We start from the raw sequence: 26,033 nt of genomic DNA on the forward strand, positions 1-26,033 counted from the left end.
CTGCCCACTCCAACTGCCATTCTCCGTGCGCATCCTCCACGTCACACCGCACCTGCCGCCCGATCAGGCCGCCAACGCGCTGCTGCCCTTCCAGCTCGGCGAATGGGCGCGCGCGCGCGGCGACGAAGTGGCGTACATCGCGCACCCGCCGGCGCAGCGGCAGGCCCCCGCGCTCGACGGTGTCGTGACCATCCCACGCACGAGGCGCGGGCTGCTGCAGCGCACCCTGCGCGTGGGATCGATGGCAGGCGCCTGGCGCATCCGACGCGACGCGGCGCCGCTCATCGCCGCCGCCGATGTCGTCCACCTGCACAGCAACGGACTGCTGCCAGAGATCGCGGCCGGCATCGCGCGGCGGCTGCGCAAGCCGATCGTGCTGACCCTGTACGGCACGGAGATCTGGCACTACCGCCGCAAGCGGCTGCCGCCGGATCTCTTCACGCGCGCCTACCGGTCGGCGTCGGCTGTGGTCTTCTACAGCGGCGGGCTGCTGGCGCGCGCCCGCGAGCTGGGGCTCGATCGCCCGTCACTGCACGTGATCTATCCCGCCGTGGCCGCGTCGTTCCGGCATCACGACCGTGCCGCGCAGCAGCGTGAACGGGAGGCGCTCGGTATCGACGCGCGCCATCTCCTGGTCAACGTCAAGCGGCTGCACCCGTTGGCCGGGCAGCGCTATCTGATCGAAGCGCTGCCCGCCGTGCTGCGCGCGCATCCCGACACTCACCTCGTGATCTGCGGCAGCGGGTCGCTGCTGCCAGACCTGCAGTCATTGGTACGATCGACCGGCACGGAACGTCAGGTCACCTTTGCCGGCCTCGTCGACAACGCCACCGTCGCCCGCTACTGCGCGGCCGCCGATTGTTTCGTGCTGCCGTCGCTCCTCGAGGCGCTGCCGACCGTCGCGGTCGAGGCGCTGGCGTCGGGCACGCCGGTCGTGTCGTCCGACAACCCCGGCGGCGTCGAGCTGCACGGCGTGTTCGGCGACGACGTGCGAGTCGTGCCGCGGGAGAATCCCGCTGCGCTCGCCGCGGCGATAAGCGCGAGGCTGGAGACGCAGGAACGCACCGCGGCCGCGACAGCCACGGCGATCGAGCAGCATTTCAGGGCCGCGGCGGTTGCCCGCCAGTACTGGGATCTCTACGACGCGGTTCGGAGCGGCGCCGCATGCTGAAGGCGATCGGACGCGCCGCCGCAGCCGCGATCGCCGGCGCGCTGGCCGGCGCCGCCGCGGCGGCGCTCTTCTATGCGTGGCATCCAGCCCTGACGCTCGAGTTCGATCGCGATCTGCCGCGCGCGGTGTCCGGCATCTACCCCGTCGAACACGATCCCTCCACCCGGCTCACCTTCGCGTGGACGGGAGATGACGCGGTGATCCGCCTGCCGGGACTGGATCGCCGCGCAGCGTGGACGGTGGAGATGCGCGTACGCGGCGGCCGAACCCCAGCCGCGGCAAATCCGGCGCTGACGGTCCTTGCCGACGGCGTCGAGCTGGCGACACGCGCGACGGCGCCGGATTTCATCGACCTCACCGTCACGATACCGGCGAGGCCCGAACATCGCGGGCTGACGCTCGGCCTGCGCAGCTCCGCCGCGTTCGTACCCGGCCCCGGCGATCCGCGTCGTCTTGGCGTGATGCTCGACCGGCTGTCGCTCACGCCTTCACGCGTCGCCCTCGTTCCGCGCGCGGCGCTCGACGGCGCGGCGTTGACGTCGGCGGTGATGGGCGCCGGCATGGCGCTGCTCGGGATGACGGCGGGCTCCGCCATCGGCGCCGCCGTTCTGTTCGGCACGGCTGCCGCGGCGGTGATGGCGCACGGCTTCGCGCCGTTCACCACCTACCCCGACACCGCGGTCGAACTCGCCTGGTGGATCGCCGGCGCGCTCGCGCTGGCGTCGGCGGGCATCCACGTCCTGCGGCGACAGCCGCTGCGCAATACGGCGCGCTTCGCCGCGGCGTTCTCGGCGGCGGCGCTCTGCTTGAAGCTCCTCGCGCTGCTCCATCCGAACATGCCGATCGGCGACGCGATGTTCCACGCGCACCGGTTCGAGGGCGTGCTCGCCGGCAACCTGTACTTCACCTCGGTGGCGCCTGGGGGCTACCAGTTCCCGTATCCTCCCGGTCTCTACGTGTTCGCGTCCCTGTTCGCCGGTCTGGTCCGCCGCGCCTCCGACATGGCGCTGCTGCGCAGCGTCACCGCGGCGGCCGACGCCGCTGCCGGACTCCTGCTCTACGCGGTGGTGGCCGAGCGCTGGAAGGCCCGGCTGGCCGGCGCGATCGCGGTCGCGGTCTATCACCTGATGCCGATCAGTTTCGCGGTGCTCGCGACGGCCAATCTGACCAACGCGTTCGCGCAGTCGCTGGCGGTGGCCGCGTTCGCGCTGATGGCGTGGCCACCGGCCGCCCCGGCGCCGGCGCGATGGCTCTACGCCGCGGCGCTGATCGCGGCGTTCGACGCGGCGTTCCTCTCGCACACGAGCACGCTCGCGATCCTCTTCACGGCCGCCGTGCTGATCGCGCTGCTGCTCTCGGCTCGCGGCGACGCCGGCCGCCGCCGTCACGGCGCGATTGTCCTCGCCTGCGCAGTCGCCGCCGCCCTGGTGGCCATCGCCGTGTACTACGGGCATTTCGGGAGCACCTACCGCGCCGAATTCGCGCGCATCGGACATGAGACGGCAACCGCGGCAGCCGACGCCGGCGGACGGACCATCGCCGGGCGGCTGCGCGCAGTCCCCTATTACGCCGGTCTGAACATCGGCCTCCCGGCGCTGTTGCTGGCCCTGCTCGGCGTGCTGCAGATGGCGCGGCAGCGAGCCGGCGATCCGCTCGTGCTGACGGTCGGCGGCTGGCTGCTCTCGTGTGTCGTGTTCCTGGGGATCGGCATCGCGACTCCGGTCGACATGCGCTACTACCTGGCCGCCCTGCCGGCGCTGGCCATCGCGGCCGGCTCCGCGGGGGCGTGGGCGTGGAACGACTCTCCGCCGGCTCACCGCGCGCTGTGGCGGCTGGCTGACGCGCTGCTGCTCGCGGCGACGATTTCCGGCGGTTTTCGCGCCTGGTGGACTACGCTCGGTTAGAAAGGACGCATCTCATGACACTCGTCGATCGCATCGCCAGAGACATGCCCGAGGCGATGAAGGCGCGCGACCAGGTGAAGCTCTCTACTCTGCGCATGCTGAAGGCGGCCCTGATGAATGGCGAGGTGGCGAAGGCACGGCCGCTGGAGGAGGCCGAGGCTCAGCAGGTGCTGGCGTCGCTGGTCAAACAGCGTCGCGACTCGATCGAACAGTTCCGAAATGCCGGGCGAACGGACCTCGTCGACAAGGAGAGCGCCGAGCTGGCCATCCTCGAGCAGTACGCGCCGCCGGCGGTCACGGCGGCGGCACTCGAAGAGGCGGTGGACGCCGCCATACGGGAAACGGGGGCGACCACCGCCAAGGACATGGGCCGTGTGATGAAAGCGGTGATGAGTTCGCTGGCCGGCCAGTCCGTCGATGGCAAGACGGTGAACGAACTGGTGCGTAGAAAACTTGGCTGAGCCCTCCAAACTTTTTCTGTGTGCCGCCGTCTAAACAGAGTGAAAGGCAACGCACAAGCCTCTCATCCATCCTCCATGGGGCCCCCGCCTAATCAGCGGGGGCTTTTTTCGTTCACCTCCGGGCCGCGGTGTGCCGCCGTCTCGCCGACGGACGGCCTGATGTTTGCGTGGTACGATACGCATCTGAGCCGCACGTAATGCCGCCGCGAAATCCCCGCCTCTCATCCATCGCGTACTCGTTCGGTCCAGGACCAATGACCCCTGCGGTGAAGGCGCTGCTGTACGCCAACATCGCCGTCTACGTCGTGTCGCTGTTCGTCCCGGCCGTGGTCGGCTGGTTGGGCTTGGTCCCCAGGCTCGTCGTCGAAAACCGGTTCGTCTGGCAGCCGGTGACCTACATGTTCGTGCACGCGCGCGCGCCGACCCACATCCTGTTCAACATGCTCATCCTCTGGATGTTCGGTGTGGAGCTGGAGCGGATGTGGCGCACGCGGTTCTTCCTGAAGTTCTACGCGATCACCGGCATCGGCGCGGGGCTGCTGTCCGTGCTCGTCTCGCTGCTGCCGTTTGCCGCCACGCGCGCGACCTACGACGCGGACATCATCGGCGCGTCGGGCGCGCTCTACGGCCTGCTGCTGGCGTTCGCGCTCTACTACCCCAACCGGCCGATCCTGATGTTCTTTTTCTTTCCGGTACCGGCCAAGTATTTCGTGGCGATCCTGGGAGCCATCGCCTTCATCACGTCGCTCGAGAGCAGCAGCGGCGTGGCCGCGACCACGCATCTCGGCGGACTCCTGGTCGCCTATGTCTACCTGCAGGGCGGGCGCGGCGGTCTGACGGCTGAAATCAAGTACCGCTATCTGAAGTGGAAGATGAACCGGCTGCGCCGCAAGTTCGACGTCTATTCGGGGGGCCGCCGCGATCGCCCCGATTGGGATCGCCACGTCCACTGAGCAGGCACGTGGCGCGCGACGCGATCGCCCGTCTACTTTTGATGAAAGTAGTGATCGGTGTGGTCGAGCCAGTCGCGGCGGATCGGCGCGAACAGATCCAGTTCGAAGGTATCGTCGAGCGCCTCGGCCTGGTGCTCGACCCATGACGGGATGTGCAGGACCTCGCCTTCGCGGACGGTGATTTCCTCGCCGTTGATGAGGAACTTCAGCGCCCCCTGCAGGACATAGGTCATCTGCTCGCTCTCGTGATTGTGCATCGGTACGATCGCCCCCTTCTTCAGGTAGATCTGGGCGACCATTTCGCGGTCGCCGGTGACGATCTTGCGGGAGATCATCTCGGTGACCTTCTCCAGCGCGAGTTCGTCCCAGCGATACAGGCTGACGGATGGCGGCATGAGTTCCCCTGTGGAATGGCGGGAAATTATATAATGGCGGCGCATGAAGGCGACGGCAGTACGTGCGGCAAAGGACACGGCGGCGCGTAGCTACGCGGGTCTGTCGGCAGCCGATCTACTGCGGGCCTACCGCACGATGGTCACGTCGCGGAAGCTGGACGACAAGGAGATTCAGCTCAAGAACCAGAGCCTGATCTTCTTCCAGATCAGCGGCGCCGGACACGAAGCGGTGCTCACCGCGGCCGGCATGGTGCTCCGGCCCGGCTACGACTGGTTCCACCCGTACTATCGCGACCGCGCGCTGTGTCTCGCGCTCGGTGTCACGCCGCTCGAGATGCTGCTCGCCGCGGTCGGCGCGAAAGACGATCCGGCGTCCGGAGGGCGGCAGATGCCGTCGCACTGGGGCCACCGCGCGCTCAACATCGTGTCGCAGTCGAGCCCCACCGGTACGCAGGCGCTGCACGCGATTGGCACCGCGGAAGCCGGCCGTCTCTACGAACACCTCGTCGACATTCCGGAACGGGAATCGCGCTTCCATGCCGACGAGGTCACCTATCTCTCGATCGGCGAAGGAACCACCAGCGAAGGGGAGTTCTGGGAGTCGCTCAACTCGGCCTGCACCCTGAGGCTGCCGGTCGTGTATCTCGTTGAAGACAACGGCTACGCGATCTCGGTCCCCGTCGAAGTGAATACGCCGGGCGGCGACATTTCCAGACTGGTGTCGTCGTTTCCGGGCCTCCTGGTGCAGAGCATCGACGGCACCGACTTCCTCGACAGCTACAAGGCGATGCGCAGCGCCGTCGACTACGCGCGCGCCCGCAACGGGCCGGCGCTTGTCCACGCGAAGGTGACGCGTCCCTACTCGCACTCGCTCTCGGACGACGAGAAGCTGTACAAGCCCGCCGAGGAGCGGGCGGCTGAGGCCAAGCGGGACCCGATTGCGCGGCTTGCCAGTTTCCTCGTCGCCGAAGAGATCGCCAGCGAATCCGAACTCAAGGCGCTCGTCGGCGACGTCGAACAGGAGATCAATCTCGCCGTCGAGGCCGCGAAGACGGCCGAAAAGCCCGCCCGCAACACGGTCTCGCTCTACGTCTACTCTCCCGACGTCGACCCGGCCTCGGCCGCGTTCAGCACCGAGCCGAATCCCGAGGGCAAACCCGACACGATGGTGGCCGCCATCAACCGCACGCTCAAGGACGAAATGGCGCGCGACCCGCGCATCGTCGTGTTCGGCGAGGACGTGGCGGACTGCAGCCGCGAGGGCGCGCTCGACCAGGTCTCGGGCAAGGGGGGCGTGTTCAAGGTGACCCACGGCCTGCAGCGCGCCTTCGGCAGCAGGCGCGTCTTCAACTCGCCGCTGGCCGAAGCGAACATCATCGGCCGCGCCGTCGGCATGGCGGTGCGCGGCATCAAGCCGGTCGTCGAGATCCAGTTCTTCGACTACATCTGGCCGGCGATGATGCAGATCCGCGACGAGATGTCGATGATGCGCTACCGGTCGAACAACCACTGGTCGTGCCCGATGGTGATCCGGACGGCGATCGGCGGCTACCTGCGCGGCGGCGCGCCGTACCACTCGCAGTCGGGCGAGAGCATCTTCGCCCATTGCCCCGGCATCCGTGTGGTGTTCCCGTCGAACGCGCGCGACGCCGCCGGCCTGCTGCGGACATCCATCCGCTGCGATGACCCGGTCCTGTTCCTCGAGCACAAGCACCTCTACCGTCAGACCTACAACAAGAGCGAGTACTCGGGGCCGGAGTACATGATCCCGTTCGGCAAGGCCGCGGTGCGCCGCGAGGGCAGCGACGTCACCGTGCTGACGTGGGGTGCTCTCGTCCAGCGGACGCTGCTGGCCGCGCAGCAGGCCGAGAAGGACGGCATCAGCGTCCAGGTGCTCGACCTGCGGACGATCATGCCATTCGACTGGGACGCGATCGGCGCCGCGGTCAGGAAGACCAATCGCGTGATCATCGCGCACGAAGATCAGCTCACCTGCGGGTTCGGCGCCGAGCTGGCGGCGCGCATCGCCGACGAGCTGTTCGCGCAACTCGACGCGCCGGTGCGCCGCGTCGCGGCGCTCGACACACCGGTCGCCTATTACCCCGATCTCGAGGAAGAGATCCTGCCGCAGTCCGCTGACGTGCTAAAGGCTATCCGGGAACTGGCGCGCTACTGAGAGTTTCCGAAGGGCTTCCCCCTTCGACTCCCCGAGACGAGCGCAGGAGACTGCCGCTCGGACGCCTGGGATAGGCTGGTAGACATGACGCGTGTGTTCGCGCTGGGCGCTGCCGTGCTCATCGTCGCCGCCCAGGCGCCTGCCACACACGCCGTGTTGCTGCGATCGACCGGCGGGTTGCCCGCGCACGTCGCGGGCGCGTTCGAGAATCCGCTCGCCTTCCAGCAGACTGACGCCGGCGTCTACTTCGTCTTCGACCGACGCGCGCACGCCGTCTACTCCATCACCCACGACACGACGGCCAGGCTGGTGAACATCGGCGCCGAACCCGGGCGTGTGCTCGACCCGAGCGCGTTCGACATCGATCCGGCCGACGGCAGCTTCGTCGTCGCTGACGCGCCGCTGCGACGGCAGCGCGTGCAGGTGTTCACCGCCAGCGGCGGCCGGCTCGGCGGCTTCACAATGGCAGCGAAAGAGGTCGCGCGCGTGACGCTCGACAACGTCGTTCTCAACGGCATCGGATCGATCCAGTTCACGGGCGAGACGGTGCTCGTCAACCAGCCGGAGACCGGCGCGCTCGTCTCCGAGTTCTCGATCTACGGCCAGCCGAAGCGGTCGTTCGGGCAACTGCGCGCCACCGCACAGGAAGCGGATCCGAACGTTCATCTCGCGCTCAACGCCGGCCTGCCGCTCGTCGATCCGACCGGCGGCTTCTATTTCGTGTTCGTGGCCGGCGTGCCGATGTTCCGCAAGTACGACGCGAAGGGCACGCTGCTGTTCGAACGGCACGTCGAAGGAGCTGAGCTCGACGACTATCTGCGGGCGCTGCCGGCGCGCTGGCCGACGCGGCCCAACGGCGACGGCGACCTGCTGCCGCTGGTCCTGCCCGCCATCCGCGCCGCCGGCGTCGATCGCCAGGGACGGTTGTGGATCGCGCTGATGCAGCCCTACACCTACGTCTACGAGCCTGGCGGCGAGAAGATCCGCGTCGTGCAGTTCAAGGGAGCCGACATCCTGTCGCCGAGCAGCCTGTTCTTCAGCAAGGACGGGCGCATTCTGGTCACCCCAGGCTGCTACGAGTTCCGGAGTCCCGGATTCTGAGACGGCTGGGCCACTGACGCCCGCGGTCAGAAAGCGAAGCCGATCCCGAACTCGGGACCGTACATGTTCTGCTTCGTGCTCCACTGGCGCGACACGCCGCCGAGCGTCGCCTCGGAGCCGAGCGCAAGGTGCAGCAGCTGATAGCCCAGGCGGATGGAGAAATGCGGCAGAGGCTGCCAGTCGGCGCGCGCTCTGTATCGCGAGCTGGTATCGTCGCTGCCGCTGACGCCGACATCCGCCGAGAAATCGAGCGTCCATTTGCGAGACGCCTGGCCGCGCCAGTCGGCGCCGACGAACGGCAGCCAGCGCGAGCGCTTCGATGATCCCTCAAGCGTGATGCCCGACTGCGGGAATTCGATGGTTGCGTCGAGATTGAGCGCCAGATACCGTGCGCCGCCGGTGATCCCGAATCCCTTGTAGACGCGATAGCCCCCCTTCAGCGACACCGCCCAGATGTCACTGGTGACGTCCAGTCTCGGCGTCGCGTCGTGCGAGGCGGAAGGCTTGGTCCAGAGGACGTCGAACTCGCCGAACACCCTCTTCGCGTGGAACTCCATCCCACCCATGTAGGCCGAGTTGAAACCCCAGTCGGTCGAGGAGCTTTCGCCTTCCGATCCGCCGCCGCCGCCGGGGATGGACGGCACCTCCACCTTCGCGCCGAAAATCGGCGCCTGAACGAGGATGGGATAGATGATCACGGAGGGCGACGTGTCCTGCGCCAGCGCAGGCGTCGCGCCAAGGCCCGTGACCATGACCATGACCAGCAGCACGATCGTCAGGTTGATACGCATATTCCCGCCATCGTAACCAGACCTCGATCGACGCCACTGTGCAGAATCGGCAGGTGGCGTGAAAGACACGCTAATATCAGCCGCAAATGGCGAAGAAAGCGGTCCGCCGCAGGAAGGTCGCAGCGGGATCGGTCGGGCTGACTCCGGCCGAGGTGCGCACGGCCGACAACAGCCAACTCGACAGCCTGGGCGTACAGGTGGAAGCAGATGGCGGCGCCGTGCTCGGCCGTTACAGCGAACCGTTCGGCGGCAAGCCGGTGCTGCTCGTGGCGCTGCCGATCGCCTCGGTCGAGCCCACCCCCTACCAGCGCGATCCGTCCGACGCGCACGTCAAGCGGCTGATGGGCGTCTTCGAGAAAATCGGCCTGTTCCTCGACCCGATCATCGCGATCCGTCACGAGGACAAGTACTGGACGCCGAACGGCAACCACCGCCTGCAGGCGCTGCGCCGGCTCGGCGCCAGGACGATCGTCGCGCTGCTCGTGCCGGACCCGCAAGTCGCGTTCAAGATCCTCGCCCTCAACACCGAGAAGGCACACAACCTGAAGGAGAAGTCGCTCGAGACGATCCGGATGGCGCGGGCGCTCGCCGCCAGCCGCGGCTCGGCCGCTACGCCGGAACGATCGTTCGAGTTCGAGTTCGAGCTGCCGTCGTTTCTGACGCTGGGCGCCGCGTACGAAGAGCGGCCGCGGCTGAGCGGCGGCGCCTACCAGCCGATCCTGCGACGGGTGGACGGCTTCGTCGACGAGCCGATGAGCAAGGCGTTGAAGGAACGCGAGCGGCGCGCCCGAAAAGTCCTGAAGCTGGACGACGCCGTGTCGGCGGTCGTCGAGAAACTGAAGGCGAAGGGATTGACCAGCCCGTACCTCAAGCCGTTCGTCGTGGCCCGCGTGAACTACACACGGTTTTCCAAGGCGGCGTCATTCGACTTCGACGACGCCTTCGACAAGATCATTGCGAGCGCGAAGAAATTCAACACCGAGCGGGTCAGCCAGCAGGATGTCGCGAAAACAGGAGGGGGAGGCCCCGTCGCCGAGGACGACTGACGCGGGTCAGGATCGGCGCGAGCGAATACGCACCGTCGCGCCGTGGGTCCATTTCGAATGGCAGCCGCCGCACATCAGTGAAATGAAATCCTGCTTGCCGGTGCCGATGGTGAAGGCACGTGAGCCGGAGTCTTCAGCGGGAATGAACATCGCTCCGCAGACACCGCACGGCTCCTCGACCTCTTCGGGAGCATGCTTGAGCGAAATCGTCACTTCGGCCATACCTCACTCTATCGCGGTGGTGGCAGCTCAGAGCAGCTTTCCCATCGGCCCCAGATCGAGGTTCAAGTCCGACGGGTCGATGTCGAACTGCTTCGCCAGGTCGGCAATCGTTTCCTGAAGCCGCATCAAGGCCACGCCGACATTCTCGGTTTCGTCGTCGGTGAACGTGCCGGCCTCCATTCGCCGGATCGCCTGGCGCTCGAGGAGTTGACGGATCAGTTCGACCAGAGTCAGGACCAGCTTCAAGACGGCCCGCCGTACTTCGTCCGGATTGGCGTTCCAGCGCGGCGGCCCGGCGGCCACGTGTTCGAGATGCTGGCGGATCGCGTCGATCTGCTTCGCGTCGGCGGGACTCGCCATGCTCTTCCGGGTGCGAACCGGTGTCCGACGCGACGTCACCGCGCGCTTGCGTGCCTTCGGCGCACGGCCGGTCCGCGGCATCAGATCAGCTCCGGCGTGAACGCGAACGGCGGAAAAGGGCCCTTCACCGACAGGCTGCCGTCGACCGACGCCTTCCTGGCGAGCCGCATGTACCGCGCTCCATCCGTCCGATTCACGAGGTGGTAAAGCGATTCGGGGATGACGCCCGCCGCCGCCTGGTAGCGTTGGGCTGCAATCAACGAACCGAACGCGTCCCGGAGTCTGCGAAACGGCGCCGGCGGCACCCCAGACGCAGACCGCGCGGCCCGCCGCAGGTAGTCGGTCCCACTCTTCGCTGGCCGGCCCGCGCGGGCCCGACCGCGCACCGATGCCGGCCCGCGCCACGTGAACTGCACCCGGCCCCTGACGCGATCGAGCGCTTCGGAGATCTCCGCTTCACGGTCGGTGAGCATCTCTTCGAGATCCTCGAGTTCGACCAGTGTGCCGAACCGCACCGGAAGGATGGCCGGAACCATATCGGCGACGCGTGCCACGACCGCGTCGTGCGTGCGCAGCGTCCCGAATTCCACGGGCGGCACGTCCGCTCGCCGTTCCACAATCGCAAAACCACCTGGCACGGCACGCGCCGTGAGCGCGCCTCCCAGTCCCACTCCAGCCGCCGCGCGCGGCCGCTCGTCCGACAGCGCGAACACGTACCACGGCATCATTCGCCCGCCCGTTTCGACACGGCGCGCGGCGCGGACTGGAGCGACGGCATGATCCGATCGGCGGCGCACAACAACGCCGACAGGCGCACGTAGACGAGATCGACGTCGGCCAGCGCGAGAATCAGGTCCGCGTTGAGGACGACGCCCTTCTCGAGAAGGTTGTCGATCAGGTCGAGCACCGACGACTCCCGGTCGTCGACGATGCGGCCGATCTGACGCTGGGGCGTGCGCGGCCGCGCTTTGGACGCCGGCCGCTTCGACGCCGGTTTGGCGCGGGGCGGGCGCCGGCCTGGCACGGTCGTGTGCTTCGTCCTGGCCGGGAGCCGCGAGGCGGTCGCGCTTCGAGGCGGCCGCGGCCGCGCTTTGGGCCGCTTCATGAGCGTTCTCCGGGAACGACGAAGTTGTAGGCGGGCCACGGTCCAGTCAGCACGAGCGCCGCCCCCGCCTTCTCGAGCGCGCGAGACTGGCGACGCGCCTCGGCTTCGAAGCGCCCTCGCGCCGACACGGACACCAGGAACGCGGCATCGAGGATCGGCGGGTCGGGAGCCGCCCCGTCCCGCGGCGAGCGAAGGCGGAGGTCGCGCGCGTGGCGACGGAGCGCCGAGAGCGCGGTCCGGGCGCCGTCCGCTGCGGCGGTGCGTGCGAGCGCCCCCGCGTCACGCGCCTGCTTGCGGGCGCGCAGGAATTCGGCGCCGCTCTTCGCAGCCGGGGCCTTGGCGGACGGCCTTCGTGGACGGTGAAAGACGCGAACGCCCCATTCCGCCGCCCCCGCGATGCGCCGCGTCGCCTGGAGAATCGCGGCACGGCGCGACGCCACGTCGGCCACCGCCTTGTCGAGCGACGAGAACATCGTGAAGAGCTTGGTCGGAATCACGGTGGCCGTCCGCACGCCGGCGACATGTTCGACCAGCGCCTCGTGCGCGAGCGCCACGCGCGACACCCAGTCCAGATCGCCGAGACGGCCCTCGAGCGAGGCCGGACCGTAGATGTCGAGCGGCACTGACGCGGCGACGATCCACAGCGAACGGCCCACCGCATGCGCCTCAGGCCTCGTCGCCGCCGGAACGCCTCGCGGCGCCCGCGCCAGCGATGGCGGCCTGTCGCTGCGCACGACGCAGTAGAGATAGGCTGCCGTGGGGCGTGTGACCATCATCTCACCTGCCGCCAGCGCTTCGCCCACGCCTGTAGCGCGCGGCTGCCGTGCGGCGGCGGTACCTCGGCAGCGGCCTCGATGATAGCGTAGCTGCCCCGGGCCGCCGCGAGCCGGCGGACCTCAATGGCCTGTGTCCGCTCGATCGAGGCACATCGCGTGCACGTTCCGCGGCCGACCGCATTCACAATCACGGCGCCGACAGCGATGCCGAGCGAGTCGAGCGCGGCCATGAGGTCGCGCGACTCGGCCACCGGCAGCGCTGCCGGCCGCGTCACCACGACGAAGCGGGCGCGGTCGCGATCGCGCAGAGTGTCCTGCAGCCCGCGCAGCCGCTTCGACAGCTGCACCAGGAGCGCCGCCAGGCTGCCGGCGCCCACCACTTCCCGGTACTTCAGCAGGATCGCCATCAGCGCCTGCGTCCATTCGCGCAGGACCTGAGGCGTCTGCAGCAGGCGCAGGGCATGGCCGGTCGGCGCCGTGTCGGTGACGACGATGTCGTAGCCGGCGTGTCCGTCGTGGAGCGCTTCGGCGACCTCCGCGATCGCGATCACCTCGTCGACGCCCGGAGGGGCGAGGTCGATCGCGTCGCGAAAGGCGTTCCGATCGCCGCCGCTGCGCGCGATGCGGGCAAACGCCTCGTCGACCGCGTCGACGTAGGCCCGGCGCAGTCGATCCATCTCGGCGGCCGCGTCGATCTCACGAACCTGCAGCGTCGGCCTGCCGCGGACCGGCCGCGGCACGTTGTCGAACCGCTGACCGAAGACGTCGCTCAGCGAATGGGCGGGATCCGTCGAGAGCAGCAGGACGCGGCTGGTCTCGGCAAGCTCGAGGGCGGCTGCCGCCGCGCACGTCGACTTGCCAACCCCGCCCTTGCCGCCAAACACGAGCCAGCGCGCGCCGAAGCCGCGGACGGCGCCGTCTGGCGGAGTCGCTGGCGAGACGAAGAACAGCGGACCGCGGCCTTCTCGTCGCGACCCGGCCCGGACCCGCTGTGCAACAGCCGGAAGACGGGCAGGCGGCGGTGGCGACCACGGTGCGCGGGAGCGGCCGAGCGCCGTCAGCGTCCGCACGCCGATCGGCTCGCGAGCCAGCTCCGGGTACACCGACACGGCGAGCCCGCAGAACCGCGCCCGGATCGGGAGCAGCGCGCGCGCCTCGAAGCGCCGGCGCGAGTCGCAGAACGCGCAGGGTTGCGGCGGCGGCGGCGTCGCCCGGTTGACGATCAATTCCGTCACGTGAATGTCAGCCGCCGCGAGCGAGGCCAGCGCGTCCGACGTCTCCTCGAGCGCCATCGGCTCCGGCAGCGTCACCCAGGCGATGCGGGTCGCGGGATCGCGGACCAGCGATGCGAGCGCCGTGCTCTCGGCGCGCAGCCGGCCGATCAGCGCATCGGCCGCGTCGGCGCGGTAGGCGCCGCGCAGCGCGCTGACCACCGCGCGATGGTGGCCCTGCAGGCCGTCGAGCAGCGACGCCAGGCGGTCGATCAGCACGGGCGCGGCGAGCAGCCGCAGCGTGTGCCCGGTCGGCGCGGTGTCGACGATCACCGCGTCGAAGCCCTGCGAGAGCCGGCTGATTTCGATCAGCCCGATCACTTCGTCGATGCCGGGCAGCGACAGCTTGAGCAGCCGCGCCACATCCTCTTCGTCGAGATACGTGCCGCGCAGCGCGATCTCCGCGACCAGCGGCGCGCGCGGCGCGAGCCAGCGCGCGAACGCGCGTGACGCATCGACGTTCGCGGCATGCAGGCGCCGCACGCCCGGCACCGGGCGCGGCCGTTCGCCGACCGGCGCGCCCAGCGCGTCGCCCAGCGACGAGGCGGGGTCGGTCGTGACCAGCAGCGTGGCGGCGTGCGCAGCCGACTGCAGCGCGGCGACCGCCGCGCAGGTGGTCTTGCCGACGCCGCCCTTGCCGCCGATGAAGGAAAACGAGGTCACCCGGCGCCGCGCCGGGCGCGGCAGCCGCGCCCGATCCTCAATGCTCGTCGCCGTCGAACGTCGCCTCGATGCCGGTGACCTTCATCCCGGCCGGCGAGATCGCGGCGGACTCGCCGCCGCGCTGCCGATCCCTGATCTCCCGGAGGCGCGCCAGGATCTCCGTCTCGAGCTCGTCGAAGGCCTGCTGGCTCATCTCGCCGAGCTCGACGCGCATCTGCGCATCGAGCAGGCGCTCGCGCAGCACGGTGTCGTCGTTCAGCTCGGTGTCGACGGCGGCGACCACCTTGTCGAGCACGAACCGGACGCCCGAGATGATCAGCGAATCGATGATGAGCACGGCGTCAATGCGCCCGTTCCAGCTTGAGGCGGATGTTGACGAAGTTGTAAGGGGGCCAGGGACCGGTGTACTTGAAGGTCAGCTTCTCGTACTGCTGGCCGATCTCCTTGACCCGCGCGTCGAACGCCTGCTCCATCTCGCGCGAGACGAGGAAGGCGGCGTTCATGATCATCCGATCGCCGATCGGCTTGTTCGAGCGTGACGCCACCGACACGCTGCGCAGCGCAGTAAAGATCTCGGCGACGTAGCGCTCGGTGCGCGACTGCAGCGCCGCGTCGATCAGCCGTCCGTACTGCATCCGCGCGAAATAGGTCGAGCCCTTCTGCGACGAGATCTCGCTCTTCAGCCGCCGGATATCCTCGTCTTCGTCCTCGATCTCGCGGATGATCTGGTCGCGATCCCAGAGCACCTTGAGGCCGAACTCGAACTTCTCCTGCATCTTGTTGAGCACGTCGCTGAACGCGTCGTAGGCCGATCGCAGCAGCTCGGTGATGTCGTCGTCGGTCTTGAAGACCGTGCCGAACGACATCGGAATCACCGTGTGCTTCTGCATCACCGTCTCGTTGACGCGCTGGTGGGCGAGCACGTTCTCGCGGGTCGGGTCCTGCACCACCATCGGCGTGTTGGAGACGACCGCCGCGATGTCGCGATAGTGGATGGTGTGGACTTCGGCCGCCTCCGGCCCCAGGCCGAGCGGCCCGAAACCGAGCGGCTGTTCCGAGCGGATGACGCAGTAGACGTACTTGCCCGACGACTCGGCCTCACGCCTGGAGGGGGAAGGCACCCTGACGCGCTCCAGCTTGCCGCGCGCCACTTCGACCGGCGCCAACTCGCGCACCGCCGGCGTCGATTTCACCGACGCAGCTTTCTTGGCGGTCTTCACGGGTTTGGCCGTATTCGACGGTTTCGCCGGCGTCGCCGGTCTGGTCGTCTTTGCCGGTCTGGCCGTCTTTGCCGGTCTGACCGTCTTCGCCGGTTTGACCGTCTTCGCCGGCCTGACCGGCTTGGCCGGCTTGCGTGCTGTCTTTGCCATCTTCCGCGAAGCCCCCTCGGAGCCTACGTCCTCTTCTTTTCCACCCGACCGGGTCGGGTCTGTGCCGTGTCGTCGTTCGCGCGGGGCTCGTCGAGCAAGCGCCGGATCTCGGCCACCAGCGCGTCGGGCAGGCACGGCTTGGTGACGAACGCGTCGCAGCCGGCCTCACGAGCGCCGTCGGAATGCCCCGGGAGTGCGTGGCCGGTCAGCGCCACCACGGGGATGTGGCGGGTGCGCGGATCCGCCTTCAGGCGTCGCGTCGCTTCCCATCCGTCCATGCGCGGCAGCGCCAGGTCCATCAGCACGATGTCGGGCAGCAGCGCCGTCGTCTTCTCGACGGCCTCGATGCCGTTGGAGGCCTCCGCCACCTCGAAGCCCGAGAACTGCAGGTAGGCGGCGTACATCTCGCGGGCGTCCTGGTAGTCTTCGACGACGAGCACGAGCTCGCGCTCGCGGGTTTTCGTCGTCATCGCCGTTTCGCCCTCGTCGGCAGCCGCAGCGTGAAGGTCGAACCCTTGCCGACGCTACTGTCGAGTTCGATCGATCCGCTCAGGATCTGCGCCAGCCGGCGGCAGATCGAGAGGCCCAGCCCGGTACCGCCGTAGCCGCGGGCAGGCGACGAATCGAGCTGCCGGAAGTCTTCGAACACCTTGGACTGATCCTCGGGAGGAATGCCGACGCCGGTGTCTTTCACCGCGATGTCGACGAGTTTCGAGTGTGCGCTGTAGGAGGCGGTCATCGTCACCGCGCCGGTCGCGGTGAACTTGAGGGCGTTGCTCAGCAGGTTCAGGACGATCTGCTTCACCTTCTGCCGGTCGGTCCGCAGCCGTGGCAGGCTGCCCCGCACCCGGGTGGAGACCGCGAGGTTCGAACGCTTGATGATCGGCTCGAGCTCCGCCTGGACCTCCTCGAACAGTTCGCCCACCTCGAACGTGCTCGAGTTGAGCGGCATGCGTCCGGCCTCGATGCGGGTGATGTCGAGGATGTCGTTGATCAGCGCGAGCAGGTGCCGCGCGTTGGAGTCGATCCGGGTGAGACTCTTGCGCTGCGGGTCGCTCACCTGTCCGGTGACGTTGTTGAGGAGCATGTGCGTGTAGCCCAGGATCGCGTTGAGCGGCGTCCTGAACTCGTGCGACATGTTGGCGAGGAATTGCGACTTGAGCGCCGATGCCTGCTCGAGGGCGATGTGCTGGCGCCGCAGCAGCTCGTTCTGCTCCGCCAGTTCGCCGGTCGCCTCCTGGACCTTGCGTTCGAGCTCCACTGAGGCTTGCTTCAACTGCTCGTACAGCCGCGCCTTATCGATCGCCTCCGTCAGGTCGTGGAGGATCGTCACGACCCACATCAGCTCGCCCTGCTCCGAGAGGATGGTCCCGGCGAGCGCTTCGACCGGCAGCGGCCGGCCGGTCACCGAGTCGGCGAGCTGGATCTCGCCGCGGTAGCGCTGCTCCCCCGACCGCGTCAGCACGTTGGAGACGAACGACGTCAGGTTGGCGCCGTTGCCGCGGACGCGCCGGAGCGCCGCCTCGTCGTCGACCCCGGGGGCGTTGAACAGCCGCTCCGCCGGCGTGTTCATCAGCACGATGTCGCCTTCCTGGTCGGTCACGAGGATCGGATCGGCGACCGAGTCGATGATCAGATCGAGACGGTGGCGCTCGTCGCGGACCTCCGCCTGCGCGATGCGCAGCGTGCGATAACTCTCCTCGATCTCTTCCTTGGCGCGGGCGAGATCGGTGACGTTGCGGAGAATCGACACCACGTAGGTGCCCTGACGCTCGTCCTTGGCGCGGGAGCTGAGCAGCTCGAAGAGCAGATCCGAGCCCTCGAGCGGGTCGACCAGCAGCAGTTCGCGCCGCGCCAGTTCGCTCATGCCGACGGCGTTTGTCGACAGTGCGGCCGAGAACAGCATGTTGTTCAGCCCGGCGGCGCGGCGCCAGCCTTCACTGGCCTCCTCCGGCGCGGCGAACAGCTTCTCGGCATGGCTGTTGGCGATGATCAGCTTGCCTTCGGTGTCGGTCAGCAGGATCGGGTCGGTGACCGCGTTGATGATGCTGTAGAGCAGCATCCGCTCCTGCCCGAAGCGCGTCTCGGCGAGCAGTTGCCGCCCGAGCAGGCGCGCCAGCTGCTTGCCGAGCGTCCGGCCGATCCAGGCGGTGTCGGCATCGAGCTGCGGGGCGATGCCGGCCACCAGCAGCAGACCGAGCGCCGGCTCCTGGGCCTCGGCGCGCAGGGGGATGACGTGGAAGGCGCGCGCCGACAGCGGACCGCGGTGATGCGGCGGCAGATCCTGGATGAACGCGGGACCCGGCGTGTCGAGTGCGTCGATCAGCGGGTGGCTCACTTCGTCACGGCTCAACGCGAAGTCCATGATCGCGCCAGCCGAGATGCCGTACTCGGCGACCAGCAGCATTTTGTTCGCCGGTTCGTCGGCGACGAGCACCGCCGCTTCGTTGACCGGCGCGTGCCCGACCAGCCACTCGACAGCCCGCCGCGCCGACTCCTGTACGTCGATGCTGGTCAGCAGAAACTCGACGAACGCGAGCTTCGCCTCGGGCTCGACTGCAGGTCCGGGCGCCAGCGGCGCCGCCGCGCGCGACACGATCGACTAGCCCTCGCCGCCGGTCCGGCGTCGCTTGGCGCGTCCGCCCTTCACCGCCGCCAGCTCCGCGCGCAGGGCGGCGTTCTCCGCGATCACGTCCTGGTGCGAGGGCAGCTCCGCAGCCGGACGCGACACCGGCGAGACCTGCCCGACCGCTTCCGAGTACTTCAGATAGGTATCGATGGACGCCACCACGACACGCGCTTCGACCGTGATCAGGTCGATGCCGACAAGCGAGACGCGCACCCACGCGTCGATGACGATCCCTTTGTCGAGCACGCGGTCGAGAACGTCGATGAGACTCGTGCCGCCTGCTGCCCGTTCAACTGCCATGCTGTGCTCCTCTGCCTCCAGGCATTCGCAACCCTATCGAGATCGCCGGCGGCGGCGGCCGGCGGGACGCGCCGGCGCGCGCGCGGCAGCCAGCGTGTCGATCCGTTCCTGCAGCTGGCGGATTTCGGCCCGCAGGTCGGCGTGCTCGGCGGCGCTGCCCGCCCCGGGCGAGAGGTCGCGGTCGTACCGCCACCAGTCGAGCCCGATCTCCTGCGCCTTGTCGAGTGAGCAGACGAGCAGGCGGATGCGAATCGTGAGCAGTTCGACTTCGGCGAGCGACACCTTGATGTCACCGGCGATGACCAGTCCCTTGTCGAGGACGCGGTCGAGAACGTCGACCAGCCCCGTGCTGCGGTGCGCTCCTGGCAGCTCGAGAGCCATGGACTCGGACTATAACCTGTCGCCCGGTGGCAGGCAATGCCGGCACACCTATGGTTGAGCTTGTCGCAACTCCCGTTTCAAGACTTTGCCCGAGGCATTCATCGGCAGCGCATCTCTGATCTCGACCATGCGCGGATACTTGTGAGCCGCCATCTCCTCACGCGCCCACGCGATCAGATCCTCGGGCCGCAGCTGCTGGCCCGCCTTGAGCACGACGAACGCTTTGACCTCTTCCCCCAGCCGCTCGTCGGGCACGCCGATCACCGCCGCCAGCGACACGGCCGGATGCCCGAGCAGCGCTTCTTCGACCTCGCGGGGATAGACGTTGAAGCCGCCGCGCAGGATCATGTCCTTCTTGCGATCGACGATCGACAGGTAGCCGTCGGCGTCGATCCGGCCGATGTCGCCGGTGCGGAACCAGCCGCCGCGCTTGGCCTCGGCGGTGGCGTCGGGATTCTCGTAATAGCCTTTCATCACGTTCGGCCCGCGCAGGATCACCTCGCCGCGCTCGCCGGCGGCGACGGGCCGATCGTGCTCGTCGACGCACCGCACCTCCACCCCGAACACCGGCAACCCGACCGTCCCCGGCTTCGACGGGCGCTGCAGCTGGTTGAACGCCACCACCGGCGCGGTCTCCGACAGGCCGTACCCTTCGAGAATGCGGACACCGAACGTGCGCTCGAAGTCGCGCAGCAGTTCGAGCGGCATCGGCGCGCCACCCGACACGCACAGCCGCAGCGAGGCCACCGCCGCGGCGAGGTCCGTCTTGACGCCCTTCGCATGCTGCAGCAGCGCCCAGTACATGGTCGGCACCCCGATCCACAGGCCGACACGCTCGCGGGCGAACGTCTCGAGGACGGCGGCAGCATCGAAGCGCGGCAGCAGCACCAGGCGGAAGCCGCCGTAGAGGCCGGCGTTCATCTGGGTGGTCTGCGCCGTCGAATGAAAGAGCGGCAGGGTGATCAGCGTGGCGTGCTGCACGCCCGGCTCGCCGTCCGACGCCGTGGGCGGCGCATTGAAGGCGGGCCGGAACAGGTCGTGACTGGTGATGGCATTGCCGACCATGTTGTCGTGCGTGAGTTCCGCCCCCTTGGGATGGCCGGTCGTACCCGACGTATAGAGGATCACCGCGGTGTCATGCGGCTCGCGGCGCGGCGCCTGAAACGACGGATCGTCGCGCATCAGCGCCGCCAGATCGCGCGGCATCAGAAAGACGCGCGGCGTGCCGGCGTCGGCGGCGGCCGCGGTGCACGCGGCACCGATCGGCAGCGCCGGCGTTCCCTCGAAAGCGATGATCGCCTTGGCGTGGCTGTCGCGCAGGTGATAGGCAATTTCGCGCGGCTTGAGCAGTACGTTGAGCGGAACGACCACGCCGCCGGCCTTCAGGATCCCAAAATAGGCGATGGGAAAATACGGCAGGTTCGGACACGACAGCGCGACGTGATCCCCGGCGCGGATGCCGGAGGCGTGCAGTCCCGCCGCCAGTTGATCCGCCCGCGCGTTGAGCTGCGCGTAGGTCAGCTGCTCGCCGCCAAAGGTGATGGCGACCCGATCAGGGACGAGACGTGCCGGGTGCTCCAGTACCGCCGATAGATTCAGAGTCGCCATGCCACCGCCAGATCGCGCTGCCCGGACAGCATCCGTCTCCGGGTCTCCCGCGATCCGTCACTCCCCTTTCAGGCCCCAGTCGAAAGGCATGAATCCCGGCTGCTCGACGCGTTCGAAGGTGTGTGCGCCGAACGCGTCGCGCTGCGCCTGCCTCAGGTTCTGCGGTAGCCGCGCGAGGTTCCGGACCGCCACGGTGAATCCGTGCTCCTCGATGTTGAGCGCGAGATTGCGCCCCATCGTCCCGAGGCCGACCATTCCGAAGCTGCTCTGGCTCATGCGCCAGTCTCCATCGCGGCGACGAGCGCCCGCTCGAACGCCGCGTCGCGGGTCCTCACGTTGATTTCCTCCACGAACCGGCTGGCCAGCTTGCTGCTCCCGAGCGGGACGACGCGCGCGCCGCCGGCGCCGTCGACTTCCGCTTCGAGACAGGTGCGGTCGTCCTCGACGCGCAGCGTCAGCCCGGGGCCGCTGCCGCCCGACAGCCGGACGCGCGCCAACGGCGCTCGGCCGCCGGCCGGTGCGTCGCCGAAGCGGACGTTCAGCGGCGCGCCGCTCAGGCAGGTACGCAGCCACCCGGCAAAGAGACGCGCCGCGGCGCGGTCCGCGGCCTGGATCTCGAGATCGGTATAGGCCGAGGCCGCGGCGCGCACCTGCGGGATGTCGAAGAGATGCGCGAGCGCCGAGCGCCAGCGCGTCAGCATGCCCCAGTGCAGATCGGTGAGCGCGGTCTGGTCGAGCAGACCGGCCGCGTGCGGCCACATCGCGTCGGCCGGATCGGTGTCGAGCACCAGGCGATCCGCGAGATGGGCCAGCCGGGCGAGCGCCTCAGCCGAGCCGCCGCGCCACCACACCACGGCCGGCAGGCTCGAGAGCCGCAGCCAGGCGACCGCGTTGTCGACGTAATCCGGCGACAGTCCGTCGAGGCGGATCGTGGTGTCCTGCTCGTCGGCGGACGCCGTCGTCTCGGTCCCTTCCGAGATCAGCACGCGGCGCACGCCGCCGCGATCGTTGACCTCGTCGAGCGCCGCGGCTGCCTCGTCGACGCGGGCGCGGCTGCCGATCACGATCACCGTGGCGATCAACGCGTTCACAGCGTCCTCCACCGGCGGTGGTCCGCCGCCATCATCGCGTCAGCCTCCGGCGGGCCCCACTCGCCCGCCTCGTAGGTCGGAATCTCGCGCGCCCCGCGCGCCTTCCACGCCTGGTGCACCGGCGTAATCAGCGCCCACGATTCCTCGACGAAATCGTGGCGCGCGTAGAGCGTCGGGTCGCCGAGCATCGCGTCGAGCAGCAGCGTCTCGTAGGCCTCGGGCACCGCCATGCCGAACGCGCTCCCGTAGCGGAAGTTCATCATCACCGGCGCCAGCTGCATGCGCGTGCCCGGCAGCTTCGCCTCGAACCGCACCGAGATCCCCTCGTCGGGCTGCACGTTGACGATCAGCAGGTTCGACGAGATCGGCGTCGGGCTCACCTTGCTGAAGATGTGCAGCGGCGGCCGGCGGAACTGGATCGCGATCTCGGTCGTGCGCTTCGGCAGCCGCTTGCCGGTGCGGAGGTAGAACGGCACCCCGGCCCACCGCCACGAGTCGAGATGCAGCCGCAGCGCGACGTAGGTCTCGGTCGTCGAGGCGCGATCGACCCCGTCCTCGTCCCGATAGGCCGGCACCTGGCTGCCGTTGACCCAGCCGGCGCGGTACTGGGCGCGGACGACGTTGCCGCCGCCGTTGTCGAGGAGCGGCTGGATGGAGAGCAGCACGTCGTGCTTGCGGTCGCGGACGTTCTCGGCCGAGAACGTCGTCGGCGGCTCCATCGCGACGAGCGACAGCACCTGCATCAGATGGTTCTGCACCATGTCGCGCAGCGCCCCGGCCCCTTCGTAGTAGCCGGCGCGCCGCTCGACGCCGACCGTCTCGGCGGCGGTGATCTGCACGTGGTCGATGTAGCGCCGGTTCCACACCGGCTCGAACATGCCGTTGGCGAAGCGGAAGACGAGGAGGTTCTGAACGGTCTCCTTGCCGAGATAGTGGTCGATGCGGAACACCTGCGATTCGTCGAGGTGCGTGTGCAGCTCGACGTTGAGCGCCCGCGCGCTGGCGAGGTCGGTGCCGAACGGCTTCTCGACAATGACGCGCCGCCAGCCGTCGGGCGTGGATGACTTGGTCAGTCCGGCCGCGCTCAGCTGCTCGACGACGGTTCCGCAGACCGACGGCGGAATCGCCAGGTAGAACAGCACGCCGTCGGCGGCGTGCGTATCCTTCAGCTTCGCGGCGATCCGCTCGTAGAGCGCCGGATCGTCCATCTCGCCGTTCACGTAGGCGAGCGCGCGCGCCATCGCCGACGACACCTCGTCGGGAGACGCCAGCCCGGCAAACTCCTTGAGGCTGTCGTGGAACTGCTGGCGGAACTCGTCGTCGGACATCGGCGTGCGGGCGACGCCGAGGACGCTGAATTGCGCGGGCAGGCGCTGGCCGCGCGACAGCTGGTACACGGCCGGCAGGAGCTTGCGCTTGGTGAGATCGCCCGAGGCGCCAAAGATCACCAGCGTCGTCGAGGCCGGCGCCGGCTCGATGCGGAGGCCGTCGAGAAGGGGATTCGCGGGACCGGCCTCGGACATCCGCTGACTATACCAACGAACCCTCTAGGGGTTGTCTTCGAGGAACTTCAACGCCTTCGGCGTCGCCAGCAGCTGCAACTGCTGACGGGCGCGGAGTCGCAGCGCCGGATCGTGCTCGGTCCTGGCGATGCGAATCAGCTCGTCGTCGTCCCTGGCGGCGAACAGCGCCGAGAGGACCGCCTGGCGCGAGACCGGTTGCGTCTGCACGTAGAGCGCGCGGAGCTCGTCGCGCGCGCCGGTACGGCCGAGTGTCACGATGGCGGAATCGCGCACCGTCGGCTCCGTTTCCGCCCTGGCGATGCGCACCAGCGACACGTTGTCGGCCCGCTCGCCAAGCGAGGCGACGATCTGGCGCTTGAGACGCGCCGTGCCGCCCATCGTATACACCTGCATCAGCTCCGACGAGATCCCCGGTCCTGCAAATCGGCCCAGCTCGCGCACGGCGGCGATCCGCACGGGTTCGGCGGCGCCACGCGCCACGTCGACCACGGCCCGCTCGGCCCCGGGACGCCGCGACTGCCCGAGCACGAAGACGGCCTGGCGCGCCTCGTCGGGACTGTTGGGATCGAGGGCGATCTCGCGCAGGAGCGGGATCACCTGATCGCTATGCGAGTCGAGCAGCCCGGTCAGCGCCTGCAGCTTCAGGGTCATATCCGCCGAACCCGGCATCGGCAGCCAGTACTCGCGCAATCCCAGCGGAACCGGCGGCGCCGGCGGGGCGGGCGGCGGCAGCGCGGCCGGACGCGGGGACGGCGGTCTGGGAGGGGCGGGCGGCGCCACCAGCGTCGCGGGACGCGGGGACGGGGGTCCGGGAGGGGGCGGCGGCAGCACCGCGGCCGGGGCAACGGGCGCGGCCGGTGCCGCAGGAGGGGGCGGCGGCAGCACCGTCATCCACAACACGTCGTCACGGCGGAGCCGCTGCGCAATCTCGATTCGCAGCGATCGCGCCGGATGCACCCACCGGCTCGACGGCGCCGTCCGTTCGAGGCGCGCAATCGTCTGCAGCGACGCCGCGTCGTCGCCGGCCTGGTGCTGACTGTGGGCCAGCCAGAACAGCGCTTCGTCGCGGTTGGTCTCCTTGGCATCGTCCGCCGCTGCCTGCAGCTCCGCGATCGCCCGCGTCCACTGTTCGTCGGCGATGAGATCCTTGGCATGCCCGAGGCGCTTCGAGTCGGGTGCCGGCGCCGCCGCGGCCAGTGCGGCGACCAGCAGCCACGCCGCCGCGCCAGTCGCGATTTTCCTCAGCATGATCCTTCGGTCCTTCGTTTTCTTCGTGACCTTCGTGCCCTAGAGACCGGCGGCCACCATCTGCATCTTGCTGACCAGCCCCCGCCGCGCGATCAGCCGTTGCACACGCTGGAGCGACTCGCGGTCGGCGCTTTCGCTCATCGACGCTTCGAGCAGCACGGTTTCGAGGTCTCGCATGACGTGCGCGACATCTTCCGCGCCGCGCTCCTGCGCCGCCAGGCGGTAGAGGCGCGTCTCGGGCAGCAACGTGCCGGCCAGGCGGCGCTCGTACTGCCAGTCGGCCGACCGCGTGTGGTCCGGATCACGTCCCGCGAGACCCAGCACGACAAGCTTCGAGCGTTCGAGGTGTTCGGCGGTCACTTGGCGCAGCGCGGCGGTGGGCGTCAGGTTCACCGATGGCGGGGAGGCGGCTGGCGCCGCTAGACCCCTGTCATGTCCCCCCGAAGGCGGACGCGACACGGCCGGCGGCGAGGTGTGCCGGGCCTGCGCGGCAAAGTAGACGCCCGACACCGCGATTGCCAGCGTGGCGGCAAAGGCCGCGACGCGACGGAACGCCGTGAACGAGCCAACGGAGCGGCGGCCGTCTGCGCGGACCGCCGACTCCGATGGGCGAAGGCCCCCGGTCGAGCGATCGAGCCGCCCCATGAATCCCGACCAGTCCCCGGCGGGCGGTGCCTCGACAACCGGATGGGCCGCCAGCGCAAGGCGGATCGCTCCGAGATCGTCCAGCTGCTGCCGGCAGTCCGCGCAGGTCGTCAGGTGCGCCGCCAGCGCTGCGCGATGGGTCGCGTCGAGCTCGTCATAGAAATAGCGCTCGACCTCGGACGCGCCCGAGTGACCGCAGGTCATGCGCGGCCACCTGTCGGCACCCGCATACCCGCGAGCGCCGCGCGCAGCCGGTGCACCGCCGCGTGCAGCTGCCGTTTGACGGTGCCCTCGGCCAGCCCCAGGGCGTCGGCGATCTCCGAGAGCTTCAAGCCTTCATGATGACGCATCGTGAACACCAGCCGCTGGCCGGGGGGGAGGCGGGCTATCTCGCCGGCCAGCACCTCGCCGATCTGTCCGCCGTATGCCTGTTCCTCGGGACCGGGCCCCTCCTCAGGGGTGTTCACCATCTTGAGCTCCGCGTCCTCGTTGAACGGCGCCCAGCCGGCCGGCGAGTTGCGCCGACGGTGATCGATGCACGCGTTCATGACGATCCGGTAGAGCCACGACGTCACCTGGGCGTCGTGGCGGAAGCGGTCGAGCGATCGGTACACCTTGATGAACACGTCCTGCGCAATGTCTTCCGCGTCGTGGTGATGGCCCGCGAACTGGTACGCCACCCGGTACACCATCGCCCGGTGCCGCTCGACGAGTGCATGAAACGCCTCGCCCTCGCCGGCAGCCGCGCGGGTGATCAGGTCCGAATCTGACGTCGCACGATAGCCGACGTTCACTGTCAGGAATATGACGCAAAGCGGCCGCCGATGGTTGATCCGGCGCAAA

Annotated in this window: 28 protein-coding genes; 7 read left to right on the forward strand and 21 right to left on the reverse strand. The window is 68.9% G+C overall.

Annotated features, from left to right (window positions below):
- The first annotated feature begins 25 nt into the window (after positions 1 to 25).
- The 4 genes from VGI12_13645 to VGI12_13660 all read left to right on the forward strand — a co-directional run bounded on the left by VGI12_13645 (position 26) and on the right by VGI12_13660 (position 4,489).
- On the forward strand, positions 26 to 1,171 hold the full coding sequence (locus tag VGI12_13645; GenBank protein HEY2433713.1) for a glycosyltransferase: 1,146 nt from the start codon (positions 26 to 28) through the stop codon (positions 1,169 to 1,171).
- On the forward strand, positions 1,165 to 3,075 hold the full coding sequence (locus VGI12_13650; GenBank protein HEY2433714.1) for a hypothetical protein: 1,911 nt from the start codon (positions 1,165 to 1,167) through the stop codon (positions 3,073 to 3,075). Before VGI12_13645 ends, VGI12_13650 begins: the two co-directional genes overlap by 7 nt.
- Before the next feature lie 14 nt (positions 3,076 to 3,089).
- Positions 3,090 to 3,536 (forward strand): GatB/YqeY domain-containing protein, encoded by a 447-nt coding sequence (locus VGI12_13655; GenBank protein HEY2433715.1) that lies wholly within the window; start codon positions 3,090 to 3,092, stop codon positions 3,534 to 3,536.
- Between the two features lie 254 nt (positions 3,537 to 3,790).
- Positions 3,791 to 4,489 carry a rhomboid family intramembrane serine protease gene (locus tag VGI12_13660; protein ID HEY2433716.1) on the forward strand — a complete coding sequence of 233 codons (699 nt, stop codon included), beginning with the start codon at positions 3,791 to 3,793 and terminating at the stop codon, positions 4,487 to 4,489.
- 32 nt (positions 4,490 to 4,521) lie between these two features.
- Here VGI12_13660 and VGI12_13665 read toward each other — a convergent pair whose 3' ends face one another.
- Complete coding sequence (locus VGI12_13665) at positions 4,522 to 4,884, reverse strand: cupin domain-containing protein (GenBank protein HEY2433717.1); 363 nt, start codon at positions 4,882 to 4,884, stop codon at positions 4,522 to 4,524.
- Between the two features lie 43 nt (positions 4,885 to 4,927).
- On the opposite strand from VGI12_13665, the gene VGI12_13670 reads away from it, so the two are divergent.
- Together VGI12_13670 and VGI12_13675 are read left to right on the forward strand one after the other, a co-directional pair.
- Positions 4,928 to 7,060 carry a dehydrogenase E1 component subunit alpha/beta gene (locus tag VGI12_13670; GenBank protein HEY2433718.1) on the forward strand — a complete coding sequence of 711 codons (2,133 nt, stop codon included), beginning with the start codon at positions 4,928 to 4,930 and terminating at the stop codon, positions 7,058 to 7,060.
- 84 nt (positions 7,061 to 7,144) lie between these two features.
- A complete protein-coding gene (locus tag VGI12_13675; GenBank protein ID HEY2433719.1) occupies positions 7,145 to 8,161 on the forward strand; it encodes a hypothetical protein in 1,017 nt (338 codons plus the stop codon).
- 26 nt (positions 8,162 to 8,187) lie between these two features.
- Here the strand turns inward: VGI12_13675 and VGI12_13680 are convergent, their stop codons facing one another.
- Entirely contained in the window at positions 8,188 to 8,952 is a 765-nt protein-coding gene (locus VGI12_13680) for a hypothetical protein (protein ID HEY2433720.1), read from the reverse strand.
- Positions 8,953 to 9,038: 86 nt separating this feature from the next.
- Here VGI12_13680 and VGI12_13685 point away from each other — a divergent pair, with 86 nt between their 5' ends.
- Positions 9,039 to 9,998: a ParB N-terminal domain-containing protein gene (locus VGI12_13685; GenBank protein HEY2433721.1), complete on the forward strand. Its 960-nt coding sequence runs from the start codon at positions 9,039 to 9,041 to the stop codon at positions 9,996 to 9,998.
- Between the two features lie 6 nt (positions 9,999 to 10,004).
- On the opposite strand, the gene VGI12_13690 is transcribed toward VGI12_13685, so the two are convergent.
- From VGI12_13690 to VGI12_13780, 19 genes are read right to left on the reverse strand one after another with little or no spacing between them, the layout of a single operon-like run.
- Positions 10,005 to 10,220, reverse strand: a complete 216-nt coding sequence (locus tag VGI12_13690; GenBank protein HEY2433722.1) for a hypothetical protein — start codon at positions 10,218 to 10,220, stop codon at positions 10,005 to 10,007.
- A gap of 27 nt (positions 10,221 to 10,247) precedes the next feature.
- Positions 10,248 to 10,661 (reverse strand): gas vesicle protein K, encoded by a 414-nt coding sequence (locus VGI12_13695; GenBank protein ID HEY2433723.1) that lies wholly within the window; start codon positions 10,659 to 10,661, stop codon positions 10,248 to 10,250.
- A complete protein-coding gene (locus tag VGI12_13700) occupies positions 10,661 to 11,305 on the reverse strand; it encodes a GvpL/GvpF family gas vesicle protein (GenBank protein ID HEY2433724.1) in 645 nt (214 codons plus the stop codon). Before VGI12_13700 ends, VGI12_13695 begins: the two co-directional genes overlap by 1 nt.
- Positions 11,305 to 11,685 (reverse strand): gas vesicle protein, encoded by a 381-nt coding sequence (locus VGI12_13705; protein HEY2433725.1) that lies wholly within the window; start codon positions 11,683 to 11,685, stop codon positions 11,305 to 11,307. The genes VGI12_13700 and VGI12_13705 overlap by 1 nt, the downstream gene beginning before the upstream one ends.
- Complete coding sequence (locus VGI12_13710) at positions 11,682 to 12,458, reverse strand: GvpL/GvpF family gas vesicle protein (GenBank protein ID HEY2433726.1); 777 nt, start codon at positions 12,456 to 12,458, stop codon at positions 11,682 to 11,684. The genes VGI12_13705 and VGI12_13710 overlap by 4 nt, the downstream gene beginning before the upstream one ends.
- Complete coding sequence (locus tag VGI12_13715; GenBank protein ID HEY2433727.1) at positions 12,458 to 14,395, reverse strand: TRC40/GET3/ArsA family transport-energizing ATPase; 1,938 nt, start codon at positions 14,393 to 14,395, stop codon at positions 12,458 to 12,460. The genes VGI12_13710 and VGI12_13715 overlap by 1 nt, the downstream gene beginning before the upstream one ends.
- 37 nt (positions 14,396 to 14,432) lie before the next feature.
- Positions 14,433 to 14,732 (reverse strand): gas vesicle protein GvpG, encoded by a 300-nt coding sequence (locus tag VGI12_13720; GenBank protein HEY2433728.1) that lies wholly within the window; start codon positions 14,730 to 14,732, stop codon positions 14,433 to 14,435.
- Between the two features lie 4 nt (positions 14,733 to 14,736).
- Positions 14,737 to 15,765: a GvpL/GvpF family gas vesicle protein gene (locus VGI12_13725; protein HEY2433729.1), complete on the reverse strand. Its 1,029-nt coding sequence runs from the start codon at positions 15,763 to 15,765 to the stop codon at positions 14,737 to 14,739.
- A gap of 23 nt (positions 15,766 to 15,788) precedes the next feature.
- Positions 15,789 to 16,235, reverse strand: a complete 447-nt coding sequence (locus VGI12_13730; protein HEY2433730.1) for a response regulator — start codon at positions 16,233 to 16,235, stop codon at positions 15,789 to 15,791.
- Positions 16,232 to 18,361, reverse strand: a complete 2,130-nt coding sequence (locus VGI12_13735; GenBank protein HEY2433731.1) for a PAS domain-containing sensor histidine kinase — start codon at positions 18,359 to 18,361, stop codon at positions 16,232 to 16,234. Before VGI12_13735 ends, VGI12_13730 begins: the two co-directional genes overlap by 4 nt.
- Positions 18,362 to 18,367: 6 nt before the next feature.
- A complete protein-coding gene (gene gvpA, locus VGI12_13740; protein ID HEY2433732.1) occupies positions 18,368 to 18,694 on the reverse strand; it encodes a gas vesicle structural protein GvpA in 327 nt (108 codons plus the stop codon).
- 33 nt (positions 18,695 to 18,727) lie between these two features.
- Positions 18,728 to 19,075 carry a gas vesicle protein gene (locus VGI12_13745; GenBank protein ID HEY2433733.1) on the reverse strand — a complete coding sequence of 116 codons (348 nt, stop codon included), beginning with the start codon at positions 19,073 to 19,075 and terminating at the stop codon, positions 18,728 to 18,730.
- A gap of 48 nt (positions 19,076 to 19,123) precedes the next feature.
- The gene (locus tag VGI12_13750; GenBank protein HEY2433734.1) at positions 19,124 to 20,683 is read right to left on the reverse strand and encodes a long-chain fatty acid--CoA ligase; all 1,560 of its coding nucleotides are present in this window, start codon (positions 20,681 to 20,683) and stop codon (positions 19,124 to 19,126) included.
- A 57-nt stretch (positions 20,684 to 20,740) separates the two neighbouring features.
- A complete protein-coding gene (locus VGI12_13755; GenBank protein ID HEY2433735.1) occupies positions 20,741 to 20,959 on the reverse strand; it encodes an NAD(P)-binding domain-containing protein in 219 nt (72 codons plus the stop codon).
- Positions 20,956 to 21,774, reverse strand: coding sequence for an OpcA/G6PD domain-containing protein (locus tag VGI12_13760; GenBank protein ID HEY2433736.1), 819 nt, complete (start codon positions 21,772 to 21,774; stop codon positions 20,956 to 20,958). The genes VGI12_13755 and VGI12_13760 overlap by 4 nt, the downstream gene beginning before the upstream one ends.
- Entirely contained in the window at positions 21,771 to 23,297 is a 1,527-nt protein-coding gene (gene zwf / locus VGI12_13765) for a glucose-6-phosphate dehydrogenase (GenBank protein ID HEY2433737.1), read from the reverse strand. Before zwf ends, VGI12_13760 begins: the two co-directional genes overlap by 4 nt.
- 24 nt (positions 23,298 to 23,321) lie before the next feature.
- Positions 23,322 to 24,545 carry a HEAT repeat domain-containing protein gene (locus tag VGI12_13770; GenBank protein ID HEY2433738.1) on the reverse strand — a complete coding sequence of 408 codons (1,224 nt, stop codon included), beginning with the start codon at positions 24,543 to 24,545 and terminating at the stop codon, positions 23,322 to 23,324.
- A gap of 39 nt (positions 24,546 to 24,584) precedes the next feature.
- Positions 24,585 to 25,394 carry a zf-HC2 domain-containing protein gene (locus VGI12_13775; protein ID HEY2433739.1) on the reverse strand — a complete coding sequence of 270 codons (810 nt, stop codon included), beginning with the start codon at positions 25,392 to 25,394 and terminating at the stop codon, positions 24,585 to 24,587.
- Positions 25,391 to 26,032, reverse strand: coding sequence for a sigma-70 family RNA polymerase sigma factor (locus VGI12_13780; protein HEY2433740.1), 642 nt, complete (start codon positions 26,030 to 26,032; stop codon positions 25,391 to 25,393). The genes VGI12_13775 and VGI12_13780 overlap by 4 nt, the downstream gene beginning before the upstream one ends.
- Position 26,033: the final 1 nt, after the last annotated feature.

The organism is Vicinamibacterales bacterium (assembly GCA_036496585.1).
GTDB lineage: Bacteria > Acidobacteriota > Vicinamibacteria > Vicinamibacterales > 2-12-FULL-66-21 > JAICSD01.